General features: G+C 36.0%; 24 protein-coding genes, 1 other RNA gene and 1 riboswitch. Of the genes, 21 read left to right on the plus strand and 4 right to left on the minus strand.

Annotated elements, in window-relative coordinates:
- The first annotated feature begins 19 nt into the window (after positions 1 to 19).
- From dinG to LCF45_RS07885, 7 genes are all read left to right on the plus strand, one after another.
- On the plus strand, positions 20 to 2,824 hold the full coding sequence (gene dinG, locus LCF45_RS07855; protein WP_263894731.1) for an ATP-dependent DNA helicase DinG: 2,805 nt from the start codon (positions 20 to 22) through the stop codon (positions 2,822 to 2,824).
- 250 nt (positions 2,825 to 3,074) lie between these two features.
- Positions 3,075 to 3,245 carry a YpmA family protein gene (locus LCF45_RS07860; RefSeq protein WP_002086589.1) on the plus strand — a complete coding sequence of 57 codons (171 nt, stop codon included), beginning with the start codon at positions 3,075 to 3,077 and terminating at the stop codon, positions 3,243 to 3,245.
- Between the two features lie 7 nt (positions 3,246 to 3,252).
- Positions 3,253 to 3,756, plus strand: coding sequence for a cell wall elongation regulator TseB-like domain-containing protein (locus LCF45_RS07865; protein WP_002086588.1), 504 nt, complete (start codon positions 3,253 to 3,255; stop codon positions 3,754 to 3,756).
- 18 nt (positions 3,757 to 3,774) lie between these two features.
- The gene (aspB, locus tag LCF45_RS07870) at positions 3,775 to 4,962 is read left to right on the plus strand and encodes an aspartate transaminase AspB (RefSeq protein ID WP_263894732.1); all 1,188 of its coding nucleotides are present in this window, start codon (positions 3,775 to 3,777) and stop codon (positions 4,960 to 4,962) included.
- 121 nt (positions 4,963 to 5,083) lie between these two features.
- Entirely contained in the window at positions 5,084 to 5,791 is a 708-nt protein-coding gene (gene dnaD, locus LCF45_RS07875; protein WP_000728546.1) for a DNA replication protein DnaD, read from the plus strand.
- A gap of 15 nt (positions 5,792 to 5,806) precedes the next feature.
- Positions 5,807 to 6,454 (plus strand): endonuclease III, encoded by a 648-nt coding sequence (gene nth / locus LCF45_RS07880; protein ID WP_000933020.1) that lies wholly within the window; start codon positions 5,807 to 5,809, stop codon positions 6,452 to 6,454.
- Between the two features lie 3 nt (positions 6,455 to 6,457).
- The gene (locus LCF45_RS07885) at positions 6,458 to 6,976 is read left to right on the plus strand and encodes a YpoC family protein (protein WP_002086586.1); all 519 of its coding nucleotides are present in this window, start codon (positions 6,458 to 6,460) and stop codon (positions 6,974 to 6,976) included.
- A 26-nt stretch (positions 6,977 to 7,002) separates the two neighbouring features.
- Here LCF45_RS07885 and LCF45_RS07890 read toward each other — a convergent pair whose 3' ends face one another.
- Both LCF45_RS07890 and recU read right to left on the minus strand, forming a co-directional pair.
- Positions 7,003 to 9,726 (minus strand): PBP1A family penicillin-binding protein, encoded by a 2,724-nt coding sequence (locus LCF45_RS07890; RefSeq protein ID WP_254841765.1) that lies wholly within the window; start codon positions 9,724 to 9,726, stop codon positions 7,003 to 7,005.
- A 66-nt stretch (positions 9,727 to 9,792) separates the two neighbouring features.
- Positions 9,793 to 10,395: a Holliday junction resolvase RecU gene (recU, locus tag LCF45_RS07895; RefSeq protein ID WP_000155584.1), complete on the minus strand. Its 603-nt coding sequence runs from the start codon at positions 10,393 to 10,395 to the stop codon at positions 9,793 to 9,795.
- Between the two features lie 103 nt (positions 10,396 to 10,498).
- On the opposite strand from recU, the gene LCF45_RS07900 reads away from it, so the two are divergent.
- On the plus strand, positions 10,499 to 11,524 hold the full coding sequence (locus tag LCF45_RS07900) for a DUF2515 domain-containing protein (protein ID WP_078203020.1): 1,026 nt from the start codon (positions 10,499 to 10,501) through the stop codon (positions 11,522 to 11,524).
- Between the two features lie 343 nt (positions 11,525 to 11,867).
- Here the strand turns inward: LCF45_RS07900 and LCF45_RS27030 are convergent, their stop codons facing one another.
- Positions 11,868 to 12,014: a phage portal protein gene (locus LCF45_RS27030; RefSeq protein WP_307838604.1), complete on the minus strand. Its 147-nt coding sequence runs from the start codon at positions 12,012 to 12,014 to the stop codon at positions 11,868 to 11,870.
- Positions 12,015 to 12,132: 118 nt separating this feature from the next.
- On the opposite strand from LCF45_RS27030, the gene LCF45_RS07905 reads away from it, so the two are divergent.
- Both LCF45_RS07905 and LCF45_RS07910 read left to right on the plus strand, forming a co-directional pair.
- Positions 12,133 to 12,375, plus strand: coding sequence for a hypothetical protein (locus LCF45_RS07905; RefSeq protein WP_002011865.1), 243 nt, complete (start codon positions 12,133 to 12,135; stop codon positions 12,373 to 12,375).
- Positions 12,376 to 12,390: 15 nt separating this feature from the next.
- Positions 12,391 to 12,735, plus strand: coding sequence for a YppE family protein (locus tag LCF45_RS07910; protein ID WP_002126482.1), 345 nt, complete (start codon positions 12,391 to 12,393; stop codon positions 12,733 to 12,735).
- 25 nt (positions 12,736 to 12,760) lie between these two features.
- Here the strand turns inward: LCF45_RS07910 and LCF45_RS07915 are convergent, their stop codons facing one another.
- The gene (locus LCF45_RS07915) at positions 12,761 to 12,952 is read right to left on the minus strand and encodes a YppF family protein (RefSeq protein ID WP_002030817.1); all 192 of its coding nucleotides are present in this window, start codon (positions 12,950 to 12,952) and stop codon (positions 12,761 to 12,763) included.
- A gap of 176 nt (positions 12,953 to 13,128) precedes the next feature.
- Here LCF45_RS07915 and LCF45_RS07920 point away from each other — a divergent pair, with 176 nt between their 5' ends.
- From LCF45_RS07920 to LCF45_RS07970, 11 genes are all read left to right on the plus strand, one after another.
- Positions 13,129 to 13,767, plus strand: coding sequence for a YppG family protein (locus tag LCF45_RS07920; protein WP_002086577.1), 639 nt, complete (start codon positions 13,129 to 13,131; stop codon positions 13,765 to 13,767).
- A 155-nt stretch (positions 13,768 to 13,922) separates the two neighbouring features.
- Positions 13,923 to 14,360 carry a CotD family spore coat protein gene (locus LCF45_RS07925; RefSeq protein WP_078206304.1) on the plus strand — a complete coding sequence of 146 codons (438 nt, stop codon included), beginning with the start codon at positions 13,923 to 13,925 and terminating at the stop codon, positions 14,358 to 14,360.
- Between the two features lie 56 nt (positions 14,361 to 14,416).
- Positions 14,417 to 14,971, plus strand: coding sequence for an SLOG family protein (locus tag LCF45_RS07930; RefSeq protein ID WP_002030808.1), 555 nt, complete (start codon positions 14,417 to 14,419; stop codon positions 14,969 to 14,971).
- A gap of 97 nt (positions 14,972 to 15,068) precedes the next feature.
- Positions 15,069 to 15,404, plus strand: coding sequence for a cell division regulator GpsB (gene gpsB, locus LCF45_RS07935; protein ID WP_000622426.1), 336 nt, complete (start codon positions 15,069 to 15,071; stop codon positions 15,402 to 15,404).
- A gap of 87 nt (positions 15,405 to 15,491) precedes the next feature.
- Positions 15,492 to 15,883, plus strand: an RNA gene (gene rnpB, locus LCF45_RS07940) — RNase P RNA component class B.
- Between the two features lie 180 nt (positions 15,884 to 16,063).
- On the plus strand, positions 16,064 to 17,203 hold the full coding sequence (locus LCF45_RS07945; RefSeq protein ID WP_002011868.1) for a THUMP domain-containing class I SAM-dependent RNA methyltransferase: 1,140 nt from the start codon (positions 16,064 to 16,066) through the stop codon (positions 17,201 to 17,203).
- Positions 17,204 to 17,264: 61 nt separating this feature from the next.
- Positions 17,265 to 17,447: a DUF3921 domain-containing protein gene (locus LCF45_RS07950; RefSeq protein WP_002126488.1), complete on the plus strand. Its 183-nt coding sequence runs from the start codon at positions 17,265 to 17,267 to the stop codon at positions 17,445 to 17,447.
- Positions 17,448 to 17,585: 138 nt separating this feature from the next.
- Positions 17,586 to 19,523, plus strand: coding sequence for an ATP-dependent DNA helicase (locus tag LCF45_RS07955; protein WP_002011942.1), 1,938 nt, complete (start codon positions 17,586 to 17,588; stop codon positions 19,521 to 19,523).
- Between the two features lie 118 nt (positions 19,524 to 19,641).
- On the plus strand, positions 19,642 to 21,159 hold the full coding sequence (gene ypwA / locus LCF45_RS07960; RefSeq protein WP_263894733.1) for a carboxypeptidase: 1,518 nt from the start codon (positions 19,642 to 19,644) through the stop codon (positions 21,157 to 21,159).
- Positions 21,160 to 21,207: 48 nt separating this feature from the next.
- On the plus strand, positions 21,208 to 21,681 hold the full coding sequence (locus tag LCF45_RS07965) for a GNAT family N-acetyltransferase (RefSeq protein ID WP_002189017.1): 474 nt from the start codon (positions 21,208 to 21,210) through the stop codon (positions 21,679 to 21,681).
- A gap of 153 nt (positions 21,682 to 21,834) precedes the next feature.
- Positions 21,835 to 22,581 (plus strand): type I methionyl aminopeptidase, encoded by a 747-nt coding sequence (locus LCF45_RS07970; RefSeq protein ID WP_002168775.1) that lies wholly within the window; start codon positions 21,835 to 21,837, stop codon positions 22,579 to 22,581.
- A gap of 116 nt (positions 22,582 to 22,697) precedes the next feature.
- Positions 22,698 to 22,799: riboswitch (purine riboswitch) on the plus strand.
- The last annotated feature ends 3 nt before the right edge of the window (positions 22,800 to 22,802 follow it).

The following is a 22,802-nucleotide window of genomic DNA, read 5'->3' on the forward strand; positions in this document are numbered from 1 at the left end:
AAATTGAGGTGTTACATATATGAGTAAGCGTTATGTCGTTGTTGATTTAGAGACGACAGGGAACTCCTGGAAAGATGGGAAGGATAAAATCACCCAAATTGCAGCTGTTGTAGTGGAAGATGGAGAGATATTAGAGATTTTTTCATCTTTTATTAATCCGAAGAGAGAGATTCCCCTATTTATTACAGAATTAACTGGGATTGATGAAAATCTTGTAAAACAAGCCCCGTTATTTCGAGATGTAGCCCCGATGATTGTTGAGCTATTACAAGGTGCGGCTTTTGTTGCACATAACGTTCACTTTGATTGGAATTTTTTAAATGAAGAATTAAGGCAGGCTGGATATACAGAAGTACATTGTCCTAAAATTGATACAGTTGAATTGGCGCAAATTCTTTTGCCAACAGCTGATAGTTATAAATTACGTGATTTAGCTAAGCAGCATGAACTAGAGCACGATCAACCACATCGTGCGGATAGTGATGCTCTTGCAACAGCGGAGTTGTTTTTACAATTTTTAAGTGAAATTGAAAAGTTACCACTTGTCACATTACAATCGCTTTATGAATTAAGTGATGTTTTCCAAAGTGATATAGCTGATGTACTTTCTGAAAATATTTTAAAGAAAATGATGCATGGTAAAGAAGAGGCAGAGGAGTGTGAGGTGTATCGAAATATTGCGCTTCGAAAGCGGAATTATTCTTTAAGCCTCAGTGAAACATACTCATCTAAATTTGATGCTTTCTTACATAAGACAATCGATAAACTTGAATTGAATATGCCAAAGTTTGAAAAAAGAGAAAGCCAACAAATTATGATGAAGGAAATATATACAGCGCTAAGAGATTCTAGGTTTTCACTGATTGAAGCAGGAACAGGTACGGGGAAGACGCTTGCATATTTACTTCCAAGTATTTATTTCGCAAAGAAAAAAGAAGAGCCTGTCATTATAAGTACACAAACTGTACAATTGCAACAACAAATACTAGAAAAAGAAATTCCTTTATTAAAGAAAATAATGCCATTTTCATTTGAAGTAGCTCTTCTGAAAGGAAGAAAGCATTACCTTTGTCTACACAAATTTGAATATGCTTTGCAAGAGGAAGAGAAAAATTATGATATGGCGCTCACAAAGGCAAAAATTTTAGTGTGGTTATTGCAAACGGAAACTGGCGATCGTGATGAATTAAATATTCCTGAGGGCGGCAAGTTACTTTGGAACCGTATTTGTAGTGATGTACATAGTCCAGGCGGGATGCAAAGCAACTGGTATAGTCGTTGTTTTTATCAAAGAGCAAAGAATAAAGCATTATTTGCAGATATCGTTATTACAAATCATGCGTTATTATTTCAAGATTTTTCAAGTGAAGAACCACTATTTGCTTCATGTGAACATATTATTTTTGATGAAGCTCATCATATCGAGGAAGCGGCGAGTAGAACATTAGGTGAACAGTTCTCATGCATGTATTTTCAATTAGCTTTATCTCGTCTTGGTACGCTAGAAACAGATGATGTACTTTCTAAAGTATATAAAATGATGAAAAAATCAGAGCAAGCATCGCGTTCGACTTTCCGTATGGTGAGTCATAGTTTGAAGGAATTGAAATTTGATGCGGATGAACTATTTCAAATGTTACGGACTTTCGTATTTAAACAAACAAAGCAGGAACAAGGGATGAGCAATATGCCACTCATTTATCGATATAACACGGAAGTAGAGAAAGGTAAGTTATGGGATAGCATTACCGAGTTAACAAATCGATTTGTGTATGATGTAAGAAAGTTATTGACTACACTTGAGAAGCAAGCTGAAATATTGCAAAGTAAATTAGAATGGGAGATGCATGTCGTTACAGGTGAATATATGCATTTAATTGAGTTGTTGAGAAAGATGGCACAATCTTTACAATTACTCATTTTAGAAAAAAATTCATACGTGACATGGATGGAGACTGAAACGAAGGGAACGATTCATTCAACAGTTCTATATGCGCAGCCTGTTCATATTGGTGAAAGATTTGCTGATGAATTTTTAACCCAGAAAAAGAGTGTTATTTTCACATCAGCAACGTTAACAGTTAATGATTCATTCGACTATATAAAAGAGGAGCTAGGTTTACATGATTTTGCTCCCAATACATTAAAGGTTCCATCACCATTCCGTTTTGAAGAGCAAATGAAATTAATGGTTTCAACGGATGTACCTTTTATTAAGAAAGCAAGTAATGAAGAATATATTGAGTCTATATCGGCACATATTGCGAAAATAGCGAAAGCTACAAAAGGTAGAATGCTCGTTTTATTCACTTCGTATGAAATGTTGAAAGAAGCGTATGCGAATTTGAAAAATGATGAGACATTAGAAGGATATTTATTATTAACGCAAAGTGTGAATAATAAGAGCCGAAGTCGTCTAATCCGAAAATTCCAGGAGTTCGACAAATCGATTTTGTTAGGAACAAGTAGTTTTTGGGAAGGGATAGATATACCTGGAGATGCTCTGAGTTGTCTTGTCATTGTCCGTCTGCCTTTTACCCCTCCTCATCAGCCGATGATGGAAGCAAAAGGAGAGTGGTTAAAAAATCAAGGAGAAGACGTATTTGATAAGTTGGCGCTCCCACAAGCAATCTTGCGTTTCAAACAAGGGTTTGGCCGTCTTATTAGAACAAATACAGATACGGGAACTGTATTTGTATTAGATCGTCGTTTGACAAGTTCTTCCTATGGAAAACGATTTTTACAATCAATCCCAACTGTACCGCTCTATGAAGGACCGTTAGAAGAATTGTTAGTACAGTTAGAAGAATCGTCAAATGAATAAAATTGGAAGAAAAATACGCCTGAAGTACATTTAAACTTCAGGCGTAAAAAATGTGGGTAGGAGGAATTTTATTTTTCTTACTTCTTGTATACAAAATATATTGCTTTTCGATTTGAAACCTTTTTTTGCTGTACATGTCCTGCTATAATAGATGGGTGATGAAGCAGGGGTTGTAAAGAATGTACTCTTATTGTAACCGCATTGCGTTCTTCTATAATTAGAAATTTTTGTGTAACGGAGGAGTTTTTTCATGGATAAGAAAATCGAAGTCCTATCAACGACGCGTATTAAATATTCGTCTGACTTGTATAAAATTGTTGATGGTTTGAATCGTACGTTAAAAGAGCAGGACCTCATGTTCGGATTAGCATTAGACGAAAAAGATAAAGAAACAGCTGTATTTACGATTTACAGAACGTAGTGATACAATGAAAAAGTGGATCTTTACAATCATTATCGTTATCGTTGCTAGCGGAATATATGGGGCATATGTTTATAATAAAGCGATGGAAAAGAAAATTCCAAAAGAGTCAAAGTCTGTAGAAATTGCGAAAGAAAAGGCAAAGCTTACAAAGGTAAATACTGTTGATTATTATAATGGAAAATCTTCATATACAGTCGTACAAGGTACAGATGAAAAAGGAGAACAACTTATCGTTTGGGTGCCTGATAAAAAAGGAAATGTCCTTGTGAAGAAAAAGAGCGAAGGTATTTCTAAAAAAGAAGCTTTGCAAAAATTGGCTGAACAAGCTACAGGAGAAGGTGCTGAGCCGAAGCCGAAACCAAAAGAAATTATAAAAGTAAAATTAGGTGCTCAAAACGATATTCCATTGTGGGAAATTACATATATTGATCAGGAAGATCGTTATACGTATTACTATTTAGAGTTTCAAAATGGGGTTTATGCTGGACACTACAGCATTGAAAAATAGATGTAGGGGGAACTACAAATGAAATTAGCAAAGCGAGTAGCTGCTTTAACACCATCTGCAACTTTAGAAATTACAGCAAAGGCACAAGCATTAAAAGCAGAAGGTCATGATGTAATTGGATTAGGAGCAGGAGAACCTGACTTTAATACGCCAAAACATATTATGGATGCTGCGCATAAAGCGATGTTAGAAGGACATACGAAATATACACCAACAGGTGGATTACAAGCGTTAAAACAAGAAATTGTGAAGAAGTTTACTCGTGATCAAGGAATTGCGTATGATCCATCTGAAATTATTGTATGTAATGGTGCCAAGCATGCATTATATACATTATTCCAAGTGTTACTTGATGAAGGAGATGAAGTTATCATCCCAACTCCTTATTGGGTAAGTTATCCTGAGCAAGTAAAGCTTGCTGGTGGTAAGCCAGTTTATGTAGAAGGTCTAGAAGGCAATGAGTACAAAATTACAGCAAAGCAGCTGCGTGAGGCAATTACAGAGAAAACGAAAGCTGTTATTATTAATTCACCGAGCAATCCAACAGGGATGATTTACAGCAAAGAAGAATTACAACAGCTTGGAGAAGTATGTTTAGAGCATGATATCTTAATCGTTTCAGATGAGATTTATGAAAAATTAATTTATGGTGACGCGGAATATACTTCAATTGCCCAGCTTTCTAATGTATTAAAAGAACAAACACTTATTATTAATGGTGTATCTAAATCACATTCTATGACAGGTTGGCGTATTGGATATGCAGCAGGAAATAGGCAGCTTATTAAAGCGATGACGAACTTAGCGAGTCATAGTACGTCAAACCCTACTTCAATTGCTCAATACGGTGCAATTGCTGCGTATGCAGGCTCACAAGAACCTGTAGAAACAATGCGTCAAGCGTTTGAAGAAAGATTGAACATTATTTATGATAAATTAATTCAAATTCCTGGTTTCACTTGCATTAAGCCACAAGGTGCTTTTTACTTATTCCCAAATGTAAAAGAAGCCGTAGCGTTAGCTGGGTATGATACAGTTGATGAGTGGGCAAAAGCATTATTAGAAGAAGAAAAGGTGGCTCTTGTTCCAGGTACAGGATTTGGTGCACCAAATAACGTTCGATTATCGTATGCGACATCTCTTGAGCAAGTTGAGAAAGCATTAGAACGAATTCATACGTTCATGAAAAGTAAAGTACAGGCTTAATCGTCTGTTTCTTGTAGTAAATGGCAAAAAACCTCCCTATATATAGGGAGGTTTTTTTGACGAATTGTGGCAAAAAGAAATGGCTAAAGGTGTGTTATACTAGAGAACGAGGTGTTTGGTGATGAAAAAGAAAATGATGTTACAATGGTTTGAACAGGGAAGCATAGCGATTCCTAAATTGCTTATGATGCATTATAAAAAGCTAGGTTTAAATGAGACGGAATTTATGGTAGTACTTCATGTACACACATTTTTAGAATCAGGTAATTCGTTCCCGACTCCTTCAGAGATTTCAGAACGGATGACGATAACAGAAATGAAATGCATGGAAGTGATTCAGACTTTAATCCAAAAAGGTTTTTTAGCACTAGAAGGTGGACGAAGATCTGAAGCGATGATGTGTGAAAGTTATTCTTTACAACCACTGTGGGAAAAAATATTGCACTTTTTAATGAATGAATCTATAGAGGAAGAGCAAAAAGAACAAAAGCAAATTCAAGTAAATTTATATACAGTATTTGAAAAAGAATTCGGAAGACCACTTTCGCCATTTGAATGTGAAACATTAGGGATGTGGGAAGATCAAGATCAACACCATCCGAATTTAATTCAAGCGGCTCTTCGTGAAGCTGTTATGAGTGGTAAACTTAATTTCCGGTATATTGATCGTATTTTGTTTGAGTGGAAAAAGAACGGAATTAAAACGGTAGATCAAGCGCAAAATCAAGGCCAGAAATTTAGAGCGAATCAACAACGCACACAGCAAACGACAAAACAAGAGACGAAATTTACTGGGAAAGTGCCTTTTTATAATTGGTTGGAGCAGTAGTGTAGGAGGAAAGATATGTTGAACAAAACGCAAATTCGTTATTGTTTAGATACAATGGCGGATATGTATCCAGAAGCGCATTGTGAATTAATTCATGATAATCCATTTGAACTTGTAATCGCAGTGGCATTATCTGCGCAATGTACAGATGCACTTGTGAATAAAGTGACGAAAAACTTATTTCAAAAATATAAAACACCAGAAGATTATTTAAGTGTGTCTTTAGAAGAATTACAACAAGATATACGTTCCATTGGATTGTTTAGAAATAAGGCGAAAAATATTCAAAAATTGTGCCGGATGTTACTAGATGATTATAACGGGAAAGTTCCAGAAGACCGTGATGAGCTGACGAAATTACCAGGAGTAGGGAGAAAGACAGCGAATGTAGTTGTTTCGGTAGCATTTGGGATTCCAGCGATTGCTGTTGATACGCATGTAGAGAGAGTGAGTAAACGGTTAGCAATTTGTAGATGGAAAGATTCTGTGTTAGAAGTGGAAAAGACATTGATGAAGAAGATTCCAATGGACGAGTGGGGAGTTACACACCACCGTATGATTTTCTTCGGACGTTATTACTGTAAGGCGCAGCGACCACAATGTGAAGAGTGTCGATTACTAGAAATATGTCGCGAAGGAAAGAAACGAATGAAGGGGAAATAAAGGATGGAGCGAGTTATAGAAATACCGAAAGAGTTTCGGTGCGTACCATTTTTTAAAGAGAGTGCAAATTCGATTACGTATCACACAGACCAATCTTTTGAAGAAATAATACAAAATACTTACTTTATATTTGATATTGAAAGAAAATATGAGCCATGGAATGAAATTGAAACAAGTATTCCAGCGGTGTTAAATATATGGAAAAGCAAGCATGAAGAAATTGCTATACTATTTCGGAACAGAAAAAAACAAGAAGCTGAGGGTCCGATGATTCTTTTTGCAGCGCACTTTCTATCGGTTATATATTGGTTAAATGAGCAGCCTGTTCATAGTTTGAATGAGATGCAAGTAAATACGAATAAATTGGAAGTACAACCTGTTAATTTTATGGAGCGATATTCATTTATTATAAAGAAACCGAGTAATTACCATTCGTATATTCAATTAGTACAGTTGTATATCGAAATAGAAAAGCTATATGTAAAGAAAATGATAACAAAAAAGAAGTCGATTTCTCATTAAGAGAAACCGACTTCTTTTTTTGTTTATTAAGACTCTGTTGTAACAACATTTCCGTCCGCGTGAGGTATATCTCCTCCGGTATTTTGTTGCTGTTGTTGCTCTTCAGCTTTTTTTCTAGCTTCTTCGTCAGCTTTTCTTTTAGCTTCTTCGTCGGCTTTTCTCTTAGCTTCTTCGTCAGCTTTCTTCTTAGCCTCTTCGTCAGCGGCTTTCTTTTGAGCTTCTTCTTGCTGTTTACGTTGTTGTTCTTGTTGCTGCTGTTGTTCTTGTTGTTTACGTTGTTGTTCTTGTTGTTGTTGTTGTTGTTGTTGTTGTTGTTCTTGCTGTTTACGCTGATCTTCATCAGCTTTTTTCTTAGCTTCTTCTTGTTTTAGTTTATCTTCATTGGCCTTTTTCAGGGCCTCTTCGTCAGCCTTCTTCTTAGCCTCTTCGTCAGCTTTTTTCGCATCTGGAGTTCCGCCAGGGGCAGTGAAGGATGCACCAACTGCAGGGCTTGTTCCAGTACCCTTTTTCGCTACTACAGAGAAACTGTAAGTAACACCTGGTTTAATACCACCAAGAGTAGCTGTCGTACCGCTTACTGATAAGCTACCACTAGAACCGTCAGTAGCTTTATAGCTTGCTGCGTATGCATCAACATTTGATGATGGTCCAGACCAGTTCAGTGTCACTGTGCTAGCGCCATCGAAAGCGACATTAAGGCCACTAGGTGGATCTACTTTAATTTCTTTAACTGCATCTTTTTTCGCACCTTTAATGTACAGTTCTCCATTTAATTCTTGTACAGAAGAAGGGCGCTCGAAACGAGATTTATCCGTAGCAAATTTGCTCATCATTGCTTGGAACATTTGCTGAGCAATTCTAGTAGAACGATCGCTAATGTAATTTTCTGGGCTATCTTTTTCATAACCAGTCCATACAGCCATTGTATATTGTGGTGTATATCCTGCGAACCAACTATCTCTGTTGGCATCTGCTGGAATACCGTATTTTTTAATAACAGATTTATCAAAGTTTTGTGTTCCTGTTTTACCAGCAACGTCGAATCCAGAAACATATGCTGTTGACCCTGTACCGCCAGAACCAGGTTTTACTACGTCACGAAGAACGTCAGTAACCATGTAAGCTGTATAGTCGTGCATTGCACGCTGTTCTTTCGGTTTAAAGCTTTTCTTTTTTCCATCTGGGAAAATAACTTCTTTAACGAAATGAGGTTTATTGTATACACCGTCATTTCCAAATGTTGCATAAGCTCCAGCGACATCTAACGGAGAGCCTTCATTACTACCGATTGCAGTAGATTCATATGCTTTCCCATCTTTAAACGTCATTCCTAAACCTTCAGCAAACTCTTGTGCCTTAGGAATACCGACTGCTTGAGCTGTTTTTAAAGCCGGGATGTTTAATGACTTCTTCAATGCTTCACGAAGTGAAACGTCACCTTTAAAATTACCTGTAGCATTTTTAATCTTTGTGCCATCAGAGTAAGTATATTCAGAGTCATTTAATTGATGATAAGTAGACCATTGAAGATTCTCAATTGCTGGACCATAGTCGAAAATTGGTTTCATTGTTGAACCAACTTGGCGTTTTAAATCAACTGCCATATTATGACCTTTGAAAGTAGACTTACTTTCTTTACGCCCAGCACCAATTGCTCGAACTTCTCCAGACTGTGTATCCATAAATACAAATGATCCTTGGAACTGATCGTTTGGATATTTAATGAGATTGCCATCCATAATTTTCTCAGCGTAATCTTGAGCATCTTGATCAAGTGTTGTATGAATCGTTAAACCATCTGAACCGATATTTACATCAGGGTATTCTTTTTCAACTTCCTTTACAGCAGCATCTATAAATGCTTGATACTTCATTTCAGTCACTTCTGAAGATGGAAGAAGTCCTTGTGTTACAGAGATTTGCATTGCGTCATTCATTTCTTGTTTCGTTATATACCCGTGTCGGTTCATTAATGTTAATACGATATTACGACGTTTCGTTGCTCTATCAACGTTATCTGGTTTTGTTGGATCATAAATGTTAGGACCTTGGGGTAAACCAGCGAGCATTGCAGCTTCGTGTAGTTGTATGTCTTTTAAATCTTTGCCGTAATATTTTTTTGCTGCTGTTGAAATACCGTAAGAGCGATTACCGAGGTTAATCTTATTTAAGTACATTTCTAAAATTTCATGTTTTGAGTACTGTTGCTCTAACTTATAAGATAAGTACCATTCCTGCACTTTTCTTTTTGCAGTTTTGTCCATCGTTAGAAAATAGTTTTTAACTACTTGCTGTGTAATCGTACTACCACCTTGTGATCCAAAACCACCAGTGACATTTTCCATGACTGCCATTCCAGTACGTCTAAAATCAATTCCATTATGATCGTAGAAACGAGCATCCTCAGTCGCAAGGAATGCACTTTCAATTACTTTTGGAATTTGATCGTATGTAACATGGGTTCGTTTTTCAGCACCGTATTCATAGAAGAAATTCCCGTTTTTATCAAGGAATTTTGTTGATAAAGGATTGACTAGCTTTGATTTGTCTAGTTTTGGAGCGTCCTTTACCATAACAAAGAAGGCCGAAACGCCAGCTACGAGACCGACGATACCAAGAAGTAGACAACCTATAAGAAATCTCTTGAAAAAGGAACCTTTTTTCTTTGGTTTTTCTTCTTTATTATTTGTTTCTTTCGTTTGATTTTTTACATGATTTCGTTCTGTACGAGAACGATAATTATCTGACATTATACTTTCTCCTACCTTTCATTCTCTCCCCCAAAAGTCGAAAAAAGAGCCTTAGTGATGACTCTATCACGAAAAATAAACCGTGTCTAGTACGCGGATATAATCAATTCGAGGGTGATAACCGCATGATAATAAAGACCCATGCTCTTCTATTTCTTGTTTTGTAATCGATTTACGTCCACCAGTATTTTGACGATTCCAAAATGCAATAATATGTTTTGCATCTAATAAATAAAATTCATCAAAAAGTGTAAATTTAATAATAACAAATGCAATTCCATTATGAGCGACTACTTGCTTCATATGTTCAATTTGATGAAGGTGGAAGTTTTGAAGTGGAAAACTGGTTTTATTTTTAGTTTCTTTCGCTTCAAAATCGATGTATTTCCCTTTGTATACACCGTTGTAATCTGTTGTAGAAGGTTGTTTGAAATACGCTTCTTTTACCACTGCAGCACTTCGAGCGGGGTAATCTACTTTTACAATTTGAAGAGGTGTAGGTTTTTTATGTACGCATGCAATATTATGGGTTAAGTAATATTGATTGGTTTCATTCAATTCCTCTTCAAGGGACATACCTCTATTACTGTAAGTATGTTTTTTTATTGGTGTTTTATGAGGTTGTGAAGCTTGATCGTACCTTTTTCCATTTGGGTAACGAATGGTCATATTTTGTCCACTCCCAACTTGATAAGAATTACTTACAAAGGTGATTATATCAAAAAATGAAAAAAGATGTGACCTTTTTCAAGAAAGGTATGGTGACTTACTCATGTTTCGATGGAATGACTATGAAAAAATTAAACAGAACCGTAATGATATTTTTTGTACAGAAGAGGAAAAAGTTATAGTTCTTACTATTAAGGAGAGAACGGATGTAGCTAACGTAGATAATATTTCACGTACACAATCTTACCAAGAATATTATTTGAGAAATAGAGAAATTAGATGGTCTTTTTTAGCGAGTATGGTTTCAAGGAATGGGGGATGGAACATGACAGATTTAGAAGGAGAATATTATTCTAATCTTTTATCTCAAACAGTTAAGAGACGATTATTTCTTTTGTATGAGAAAGCCAATTGGCTCATTTTCTTAGATGCATTTCCTCAACTATTACTGTATGAGGAAAGTAAAAAGAGATGTGCGCCGCTCTTCCATTTGTTACAATTTTTCAACATATCAATTTTTATGGAAAAAGAATGGGTCGCGTTTTGGGAGGAAAAAGATATAAATAGGCTTATGACGGCACTTATTATTAATGAACAAAATAAAATTCAAAAACCAGTAATTGAGAATGCATACTTTCAAAAACACGTATTTGATACTGCACTGTTCAAATTTCAAGAAATATTTCATGTTAGTGCAGTTATTTTTCCAACGGTGGAAGGGGGAATGTATGGATTTTCAGTTTATCAATTTGAAACGTTGCAAAAACGTATAGAACTGGGCAAGCAATTGGCTTGGTTACTATTTCATTCAAAGTATAAGTCTTCTTTTTATAAATTTGCAGTGCAAACTAGGCATACAGGGTCAAGAATGGATTATGAATGTAATATAAGGGGAATTAGAAAATCATGTACGCCGGCTCTTCGGGAAGTGTATTCTATTGTCACTCATGAAAAATTAATTGAAAAAGATTGGTTTAGTGAAGGGTTGGAAATAGATTCATTATTTTTACTTGAAAAACCTAAGGGAGAAATTAATATAACAGAATGGTATAGAAAGAAGAGGGAGCAAATACATACTCTTTCTATATTAAGTAGTTTTGTTAAAAGAATAGATGAGTTCATGATATAATAAAGAAGTCCCGCCTTCTTAAATTAAGGCGGGACTTCTTTATTAAAAGTAATAAGCTCTACAACAAGTTACTTTCTAATCGGTTATTTGTCGGCAGTACGACTTTAACTTCAACATTTATCGAAAGCGAAGAGGTAAGATAGACTAGAAAATAGTTGTTTGTAAAAGCCACTTTGGTTAAAGTGTCATTTTATCCCGCTATTTGCGGACAGTAAAACTCCCACCTCAAAATTTGGCTGGAGCAAAGAAGGTAGGTGGAAGCCCAGCTGTCCGTAAACACCCGATTGGTGCGGGTTGATAATCAGTGGGGGATGAACAAAACCCCACTGATTAAAGTTTCACTTTATGTAGCGGGGAAATTTGGACCATCAAGCTTTGGATTACCAGTCTCAGGTTGGTTTTGTTGTTTGTTTTGCTTTTTCTTTTTTTCGTTTTTATTTTTTGCCATCGTAATACACCTCCTTTTTGTATTGTTACCATTTCTAATAATGGCATACTAAATGATTTCTTTGACGAATATCAACTAGTTTTGTCATGTGAGAAGGAGTAATTAATCAATCGGCGAAATTACATGACAAAGGAAAGGCAAAGAAGGGGGCGTTTTAAATATGGCGATGGTTCAGAAGGAAGATGTTATGAAAAAAATGGATCAAATGTTAAGTTCTCTCGATTTGCTGGAAATGAAGATTGGGATTAGAATGAATCATGCATTGAAGGATAAAGGTGAAAAAATATGCAATAAGATAGAAATAACAGAAATGCATATAGAACATATGGAAAATAAATTAGTGCATCACGAAGAAAAAGGGAGCTGGGTAAAGACATTTCAAAACGTCGTAGTGAGTGCATAATAAGGTGGGAACAAAATGGGACATGAAGCATTAATCCAGTCTTCGGAGAAGTTAATGCAGTATAATGATGAAGCGAATGTGAAAAAAAGAGAGATGGCTGAATATGATTTTTATAAGGATATGAAGCCATTTGTTGATATTGTAGATGCGGAGTTAGAGATGTGGAAAGAATTAGCTTATAGGTGGATAAAGGAAGAACAACCTAAGTATATACATGTACAACAAATTGATCAAGTGTATGATAATTTACAAACTAATGTGCTACAATGTTTTGTTAATAAGGGAAAAGGCAAACGTTTCTTTGAAACTCATCAAGCTATTTCGTATACTTTGCAAAATATCGTAGATCAATGTAAATAACAAGAGGGAAAACCCTCTTGTTTTTTTATGCCTCTGTCACTGTTGTAGGTTTTGTTGCACCGTTTATTTCTAACTCTCGTATTAATGTTCGGTAATCTGATATGCATACTTTTCCTTCAAGATAACAATGTCTTGCAAAGTCTAACAGTTCATTCGAATTTTCTGTGTAATACCCCTTTTTTTGAGAAAACGCTTGTTTTAAATCCCCTAATACCATGTTGATTCCTCCCCATGAGAATCTTCTTCCTTATTATCATAGCATGGAAGGGTTTACTTTCTAATTTTTTTAAAAATTTAAACTTCCGACAAAAACAGACAGGTACTCCGTCACACATTTTATTTTATAGGTACATATTCTATATGTAGAAACTTATGCCAAGGAGGAGAGAATGCATGTTTCAACAACCTAATGTATATCAGCAAGCAAATCCATATGCACAGCAAAATATGTACCAATATAATGAGGATACATATTTGCGATATAATATGTATCCTTTCGAGCCTCATTATGGAAACCAAAATTATTATCAACCATTTGAAGTGTCTTTTGGGAATCAACCGCAGCAAGCGCATATGAATCAACCGCAACAAGCATATACGAATCAACCACAGCAAGCGCATATGAATCAACCGCAACAACCGCACATGAATCAGTCGCAACAAGCGTATATGAATCAACCGCAACAACCGCACATGGATCAGTCGCAACAACCGCATATGAATCAGCCGCAGCAAATGTATACGAATCAACCACAGCAAGCGTATATGAATTCACAAAACTACATGTCGCCAGCTCAATATGTAAATCAACAAGCTATGTTTTATCCACCAAAACAACCATATCCAACGATGAATAAACAAAAGCAACAGCAACAGCAACCAAGTCAGTTTTCTAGTTTTGTTTCACAATTTAAATCATCAGATGGTAACTACGATGTAAATAAAATGATGAACACGGCTGGACAAATGATGAACGCGATGAATCAAGTAACAGGGATTGTTAAGCAAGTCGGGGGCTTTTTTGGTAAATAATAGTAGGGGGTTGTCTATAATAGGTATTACGTATGAAATTGGATACTAGACAAATTTCCATGAAATAAATGGGTATATATAACAAGCGGCTTTAGCCCCTCGCTCATATTGTAAAGTGTAGTCAGATTTTTTTAATGAGAGAGGAGAGAAAAACTATGCATCATTGTCATCCTTGCTTTGGAGGGCATAAGCCTGTAGGACCTATTTGTACGACAGCTCCTGTCATTCACCCAACGAAACAATGCGTAACACATTCTTTTTCAACAACGGTGGTGCCACACATTTTTCCAACTCATACAACGCATGTTCATCATCAACAAATTAAAAATCAAAGCTTCTTCCCACAAACAAACTCGAACGTAAACGTTGTAGACCCTGGTGATCCAGGATCTGTTGGTGGATTTGGCGGCGGATGTGGACCATGTGGTCATGGCCATCATCACCATGGGCATCAAATATCACCATATGGACCAGGACCGAATGTATCACCATATGGACCAGGACCGAACGTATCACCATATGGACCAGGACCGAATGTATCACCATTTGGACCAAATATCGGACCAAACGTTGGTGGAATGTTTAAAAAGTAAATGATATGTTAGAACTAGCGAAATGCTAGTTCTTTTTTTGTAATTGGAGTGTTGATATGAAGGTTGTTGCTGTAACAGGATATAAGCCGTTTGAACTTGGAATATTTAAAAATGATCATCCAGGAGTAGAGTGTATAAAAAAGGCGCTGCGTCGTAAATTAACTGTTTTTGTAGAAGAAGGTTTGGAGTGGGTTATTATAAGTGGTCAGTTAGGAGTAGAGCTATGGGCTGCTGAAGTTGTTTTTGAAATTCAAGTAGAATATCCAAATTTAAAATTAGCTGTATTTACTCCTTTTTTAGAACAAGAGGAAAATTGGAAGGAAGATAACCGTGAATATTACGAATTTATTCTTTCACAAGCAGATCATATTGATAGTATTACGAAACGGAAGTACGAAAGCCCAGAGCAATTTAAATTAAAGAATCAATTTTTTATTGAAAAAAGCGATGCACTTTTAGCTGTATATGATGAAGAAAAGTCTGGGAGCCCTAAATATATTGTAGAAGCAGCTAAGAAAAAAGGAGAAATAGAAAATTATCACAGTTATTTCATTCTTTTTTCTGATTTACAAGATATAATGGAAGAGGAACAGTGGAATAATGCAGAGTAATATGTAATATAGTACTCGTATATTTGATTGACAAAAGGCGTTGTTTCTGAAAAAATTTAGTTAATGAAAGCTTTGGCAAAAATTTGAGGTGAAGAAAATGATTTCGGATAAAATTAAATTAACAGCGAAAGATATTTTAGAAAAAGAATTTAAAACAGGTATGAGAGGTTATCAACAAGAAGAAGTAGATAAGTTTCTTGATATGATTATTAAAGATTATGAAGCTTTTCATAAGGAATTTGATCAATTAAAACAACAAAATGCTCGTTTGAAACGTGAATTAGAAGAACAAAAAGTAGCGGCAACACAAGTTCCGCAACAACCGGTACAAACACCAGTTGCACAACCAGTGTATAACAATACGAATACGGATATTTTAAAACGCCTATCTAATTTAGAAAAAGCTGTATTTGGAAGTAAGTTATACGAATAAATTAAGGTAACAAAAAGGTTAAAGCATTTTACATAGAAAAAAACATTGCAAAATCTTTTTGTTTCCACTATACTAATGTTTGTCATAACGTTTGGGTAATCGCTGCAACGCCAACGTTGTAGAGGAAAGTCCATGCTCGCACGGCCTGAGATGGCTGTAGTGTTCGTGCCTAGCCAAGTCATAAGCTAGGGTATTCTGGCTGCAAGGCTGGTTTAACGGCAGGGAAAAAACCTAAGTCCTTTCGGATATGGTTTGACTACCTTTAAAGTGCCACAGTGACGAAGTCCTTGAAGAAATGATAGGAGTGGAACGAGGTAAACCCCACGAGCGAGAAACCCAAATAATGGTAGGGGAATCTTTTCCAAGGAAATGAACGACGGAAAAGGACAGGTTTTCGTAACCTGTAGATAGATGATTACCACCGGAGTACGAGGCGTGGGCCGTTTGCAGTACAAAGGAACAGAACATGGCTTACAGAACGTTATGAACCAACTATGAAATAACTCAGCTCTCCTTTGTTAGAGGAGGGCTTTTTATTTGTATGAAGTTATAAGTTGTGAGTTAAAATGGTAAGTGAGAATATTCTTCGTAATATGTGATAATTAATAGGACAACATGTTATTAATTATTGTTTGATTATACATAAGAGGTGAATGCAAATGGGAAAAGTTACTTTAATTGCAACAGCGGCAATGGGTATTGAAGCGTTAGTTGCCCGAGAAGTTCGCGATCTTGGTTATGAATGTGAAGTGGAAAACGGAAAGGTAACGTTTGAAGCGGATGAAAAAGCGATTTGTCGTACGAATTTATGGTTACGTACTGCAGACCGTGTGAAAATTAAAGTCGGCGAATTTAAAGCAACAACATTCGATGAGTTATTTGAAAAAACAAAAGCGTTAAACTGGGGAGATTATATTCCAGAGAACGGAGAATTTCCTGTTATTGGGAAATCTTTGAAATCAACATTATTTAGCGTTTCAGACTGCCAACGTATCGTTAAAAAGGCTGTTGTTGAGAAATTAAAAACAACGTATAGACGCACAACTTGGTTTGAAGAAGATGGACCGTTATTCCGTATTGAAATTGCAATGCTCAAGGATATTGCGACGTTAACAATCGATGCGAGTGGTGTAGGTCTTCATAAACGTGGATACCGTCTTGAGCAAGGTGAAGCGCCTTTAAAAGAAACATTAGCTGCGTCTTTAATTAAGTTAACAAACTGGAAGGCGGATCGTCCTTTCGTTGATCCTTTCTGTGGATCTGGTACAATTCCAATTGAAGCTGCATTAATTGGACAAAATATCGCACCAGGATTTAACCGAGGCTTTGCATCGGATGAATGGGGCTGGGTTGGTAAACAAAATTGGCGCGAAGCTCGTCAAGAAGCTGAAGATTTAGCTAATTATAATCAACCATTGCAAATCATTGGATCAGATATCGATCACCGTATGATAAGAGTTGCCCAAGATAACGCAGAAGAAGTTGGATTAGGGGATCTTATATCATTTAAACAAATGCAAGTAAAAGATTTCACGACAAAAGAGGAATATGGCTATGTTGTAACGAATCCTCCATACGGAGAACGTTTAAGTGAAAGAGCGCTTGTTGAAAAATTATATAAAGAAATGGGAGAGGTATTCCGCCCATTAGATACGTGGTCAATGTATTTATTAACAAGTTATGAAGCATTTGAGAAATGTTATGGGAAAGATGCATCGAAAAAGCGTAAACTGTTTAACGGATTTATCCGTACAGATTACTATCAATACTTCGGAAAGCGTCCACCGCGTAATTCATAGTATAAAACTCCTCCAGCACGCATATACTGGCTATTATGTAATGCGTAAAGGAGGAAGTGATATGGATAGTTTCCAATTATCGATGATTCAAAAAGCTATTCACCGTACGTATGATGAGCTCGGAAAAGAAGTGGATAGTCAAGGTGCAATTGTAGATGGAATACAAAAAGCGCAGGAAGAATATTTGTCAGCTCTTTCACATGAAACAGCGATTGATAAACGTTATTTAAGGTCATTAATATAGAAAAAAATTTTCCTTTTTCGAAAGGAAAATTTTTTTTCGTGTATTTCTATGTATTGTAACAGGGGAAAGTGGCTGCACACATGTGAGTAGCAGTTGCTATATCTTTTTATAGAAAAACTGTTTGGTTGGAGGCTAAGGATGTTTACTGAGAATAGGTTACCATTTGAAGTAGGAAAACAAGATAATTTTTATGATAAGTTGAATGAGTGGATTGGAGATGTGTTTTACGACATTCTTCCGGAAAAAGGCTTTGAAGAGCGTGATGAACAGATTTTTATGGCGTTTCAGTTAGAGCGCGCTTTCCAAGAGAAGAAAGTTATGTTTGCAGAAGCAGGTGTAGGAACAGGGAAAACAATTGTATATCTTTTATATGCAATTTGTTATGCACGTTATACAGGGAAGCCGGCTATTATCGCTTGTGCAGATGAAACGTTAATTGAGCAGCTTGTGAAAGAAGAAGGAGACATTGCTAAGTTATCTGAAGCATTAGGGCTATCTGTTGATGTTAGACTTGCGAAGTCAATGGATAATTATTTATGTTTACGTAAACTTGAAGATGTTATGAGTGGACGAGCTCCAGAAGTAATTGAAGATGTATATTACGAATTACCTCAGTTCGTATTCGATCATGGTACGATGCAGAACTTTACTCACTATGGTGATCGAAAAGAATTTCCACTGTTAAATGACGAGGAATGGTCAAAGGTAAACTGGGATTACTTCCAAGATTGCTTCACTTGTGATTCTCGTCATCGTTGTGGTCAAACTCTTTCGCGCGAGCATTATCGTAAAGCGGCAGATTTAATCATTTGTTCTCAAGATTTCTATATGGATCATATTTGGACGTACGAAGCTCGCAAACGTGAAGGACAAATTCCGTTATTACCAGAAAGTAGTTGCGTTGTATTCGATGAAGGGCATCTTGTAGAATATGCAGCTCAAAAAGCTTTAACGTACCGTTTAAAACAAACGATGATGGAGCAACTTTTAACGAGATTATTACAAAATGATATTCGTGAAGAGTTCGCACATTTAGTAGAAGAAACAATTTGGCAAACTGAACAATTCTTTGGGGTACTACAAGAGAATAAAAAGGAAATTGAAGGTTCTGATCGTTTAGAAATTACTGTGACAGAAAAGGTAACTGCAGAAGCGAAAAGACTTTATGCGAAAATCGGTGAAGTCGGTGATGCATTAGTATTTGAAAGTGAAATGCATACAGTAAACACATACGATTTAAATATTGTTGATGAGCATTTAGATGTGTTAGAGCATTCACTTCGTCTTTTCATGCACGAGAAAAATGTAATTACGTGGGGTGAAGAAGGCGATGGTGCTTTCACGTTAGTTATTATGCCGCGTGCAGTTGAAGAAGTGTTACAAGAAAAAGTATTCTCGAAGAAGATTCCATATATTTTCTCTTCTGCGACATTATCTGACAATGATTCGTTCGCATTTACTGCAAATAGTCTAGGGGTAAAAGATTACTTATCATTCTCAGTTGCTTCGCCGTTTGATTATGAAGAGCAAATGACAGTAAACTTACTTCCCTATACGAAAGAAAATGAATGGGAAAGAAAGTGTCAATATACACTTGAAAATATACAAAAAACAAATGGACGTACACTCGTATTATTCCGTACAACGCAAGAACTTGCAGCGTTTAAAGAATATGTAAGTAAAGAGCAAATGTCAGTTCCGTTCCTATATGAAGGAGATCAAGAAATTAGTCAGCTCGTTTCTCGTTTCCAAAATGAAGAAGAGACTGTACTTTGTGCCGTTCATTTATGGGAAGGTTTAGACATTCCAGGTTCATCATTATCACATGTTATTATTTGGTCATTACCATTCCCTCCAAACGATCCTGTGTTTGAGGCGAAGCGTAAACATGTGAATGATCCATTCTGGGATGTAGATGTGCCTTATATGATTTTACGTCTTCGCCAAGGAATTGGACGTTTAATTCGTACAAGTGAAGATAAAGGTGCTATATCATTATTCTTATCAGATAATGAAGATGAAAAAGTGATAGAAGCAGTGAAGAAAGTACTTCCGGTAGAAGGAAAAGTACTTTAAGCGAAAAAATGTTGTAGGGAAAAGTTTGGCATTTGCCAAGCTTTTTTTCTATTAGAAAAGGAATTTATGTTTCAGTGTCGAAATAAGTTTGAGGTAGAAAAAGGAGGTTTTTTATACTATGACAGTTGCTACATATGAAGTGGAAAAACAATTTTTAACATATGTGAAGAAGATAGAGAATTACGGAGAGGCATTAAGCTTAATGTTTTGGGATTTAAGAACAGGTGCACCAAAGCAAGGAGTAGACCAGCGTTCAGAAGTAATTGGAATGCTTTCATCCGAAGTGTTTGTGATGTCGACTTCAGATGAGATGGGGAACTATTTAACTGAACTAGAATCTTTAATTGTTGAAAATAAACTTTCTGAAACGACAAAGAAAATGGTTGAAGAGTGTCGTAAAGAATATGATAGAAATAAGAAAATTCCACAAGCGGAATATGAAGCGTATGTGAAATTAGAAGCGAAAGCGGAAAGTGTATGGGAAGAAGCTCGCGAAAAATCTGACTTCGAAATGTTCCGTCCGTATTTAGAAAAAATTGTTGAATTCAAAAAGAAGTTTATTACATATTGGGGTTACGAAACGTACAAATATAACACGCTATTAGACATGTATGAGCCGGGAATCACAGTAGAAGTGTTAGATCATGTATTTGGTCAACTACGTGAACGTATCGTTCCGCTTGTGAAAGAAATTTCTGAGTCTAAAAAAGAATTAAAAACAAATGCTTTAGCTGAACATTTTTCAAAAGAAAAACAAAAGAATTTTACTTTAGAGTTATTAAAACAATTGAACTATAACTTTGAAGCGGGTCGTCTTGATGAAACGGTACATCCTTTTGAAATTACATTAAATAGAGGGGATGTTCGTATTACGACTCGTTACGATGAGAAAGACTTCCGTATGGCTGTTTTCGGCACGATTCATGAATGTGGTCATGCTGTATATGAACAAAATATTGCGGAGGAATTTGAAGGTACACCGCTATGTAGTGGAACTTCTATGGGTATTCATGAGTCACAATCATTATTCTTTGAGAACTTTATCGGTCGTAATAAATCATTCTGGAAGAAAAATTATGATTTATTAAAAGAGTATAGCGATGGTCAATTCAATGATATATCAGTAGGTGAGTTCTATGATGCGATTAACGAATCGAAGCCATCGTTTATTCGTATAGAAGCAGATGAGCTTACATATCCGCTTCACGTCATGGTTCGTTATGAACTTGAGAAAGAATTATTTGATGGTACATTACAAGTGAAGGATTTGCCAGCGGCTTGGAATGATAAGATGGAAGCATATTTAGGAATTCGTCCGGAAAACGATGCACAAGGTGTATTGCAAGATGTTCACTGGGCTGGTGGTTCATTTGGATACTTCCCATCTTATGCGCTTGGTTATATGTATGCAGCGCAATTTAAACATAGGATGCTAAAGGATATTCCAAACTTTGATGCATTATTAGAAGAAGGAAACGTGACACCAATTCGTGAATGGTTAACAGAGAATATTCACCAATATGGCAAAACGAAAAAACCACTTGAAATTTTAAAAGATGTGACAGGTGAAGGTTTAAATGCAAACTACTTAGCTGATTATTTAGAAGCTAAATATAAAGAGATTTATGAGTTATAAAACAGGAGCTGCTTAATTGCAGCTTTTTTTTATGAGGGAGTGAGAGAAATGGGCTATATGTTTACAGTAATGTCGCGAGCGGAAGCAGAAGAAATTGCATATAACTGGCATTATGAAGGGGAGTATTCCTTTTATGATATAGAGGCAGATGAAGAAGATTTAGCTGAGTTTTTAGAGGATGAGAGTAGAGGGAATCATACATTTTCTGTGAAGGAAAATGGTACTCTCATTGGTTTCTTTAGTTTTAGTAACATAAATAATCAAACGGTTGATATAGGTCTTGGAATGAGACCTGATATAACTGGGAATGGATTTGGTCTACAGTTCGTAAAAGCTGGACTAGCTTTTAGTAAAGAAAAATACGGATGTAATTATATAACACTATCAGTAGCGACATTTAATGAAAGAGCGATTAAAGTGTATAAAAGAGCAGGATTCGAAGCTGTTGGAACGTTTATACAGAAAACAAATGGTAGTTGTTTTGAGTTTTTGAAAATGAATTATATATGTAAAAACGATTAAAAAACAGAGAAGAGCTTCTGTTTTTTTATTTTGATGTAGAAATAAATGATGTTTTTTTTGTACTTGTTGTAATTAGAAGTTTTGAAATTTTGGAAGAGGATGTGTATGATTGAAGTTTAGTAGCAAATAGCAAGTTTAGTAAGGAGAGGTAGTATGATTACAATTAAAACGAAAAATGAAATAGATTTGATGCATGAATCTGGGAAGTTACTAGCTTCTTGTCATAGAGAAATTGCAAAAATGATGAAACCAGGAATAACGACACAAGAAATTGATACGTTTGTTGAAGCGTATTTAGAAGAGCATGGTGCCAGATCCGAACAGAAAGGGTATAACGATTATCCATACGCAATATGTGCATCTGTGAACAATGAAATGTGTCATGGGTTTCCAACAGATGTTCCTTTAAGTGAAGGCGATATTGTGACAATTGACATGGTAGTAAACTTAAATGGTGCGCTTTCGGATTCTGCATGGACGTATATAGTTGGAGATATTTCTGATGAAGCAAAAAGGTTATTGTTAGTAGCAGAGAGTGCTTTATATAAAGGGATTGAGCAAGCAATAAGTGGTAACCATGTTGGAGATATTGGATACGCAATTGAAAGTTATGTAGCCTCTGAAGGGTTTTCTGTTGCAAGAGACTTTACGGGACACGGAATTGGTAAAGAAATTCATGAGGAACCAGCAATTTTTCATTTTGGTAAGCCAAGGCAAGGACAAGAATTACAAGAAGGAATGGTAATTACAATTGAACCTATTGTAAATGCCGGTATGCGATATTCTAAAGTAGATTTAAACGGATGGACTGCACGGACGATGGATGGGAAATTATCTGCACAGTATGAGCATACAATTGCGATTACGAAGGATGGTCCTATCATATTAACGACGTTGTAATATGAAATGTGAAAGTTTGAAAAACTCGAACGAAAATGGTATTTTCATAAAATTCGTACGTGTTTTTTCGATAAATGCTTTTCAAAGTGAAAAAAGTGCGTTATAATCCTTCTATAAAATAAATAGTTAGCTACACTCATATAATCGCGGGGATATGGCCTGCAAGTTTCTACCGAAGTACCGTAAATACTTTGACTATGAGTGAGGACGAATATATTTGC

This window comes from Bacillus sp. 41-22 (genome assembly GCF_025809295.1).
Taxonomy (GTDB): Bacteria; Bacillota; Bacilli; order Bacillales; family Bacillaceae_G; genus Bacillus_A; species Bacillus_A mycoides.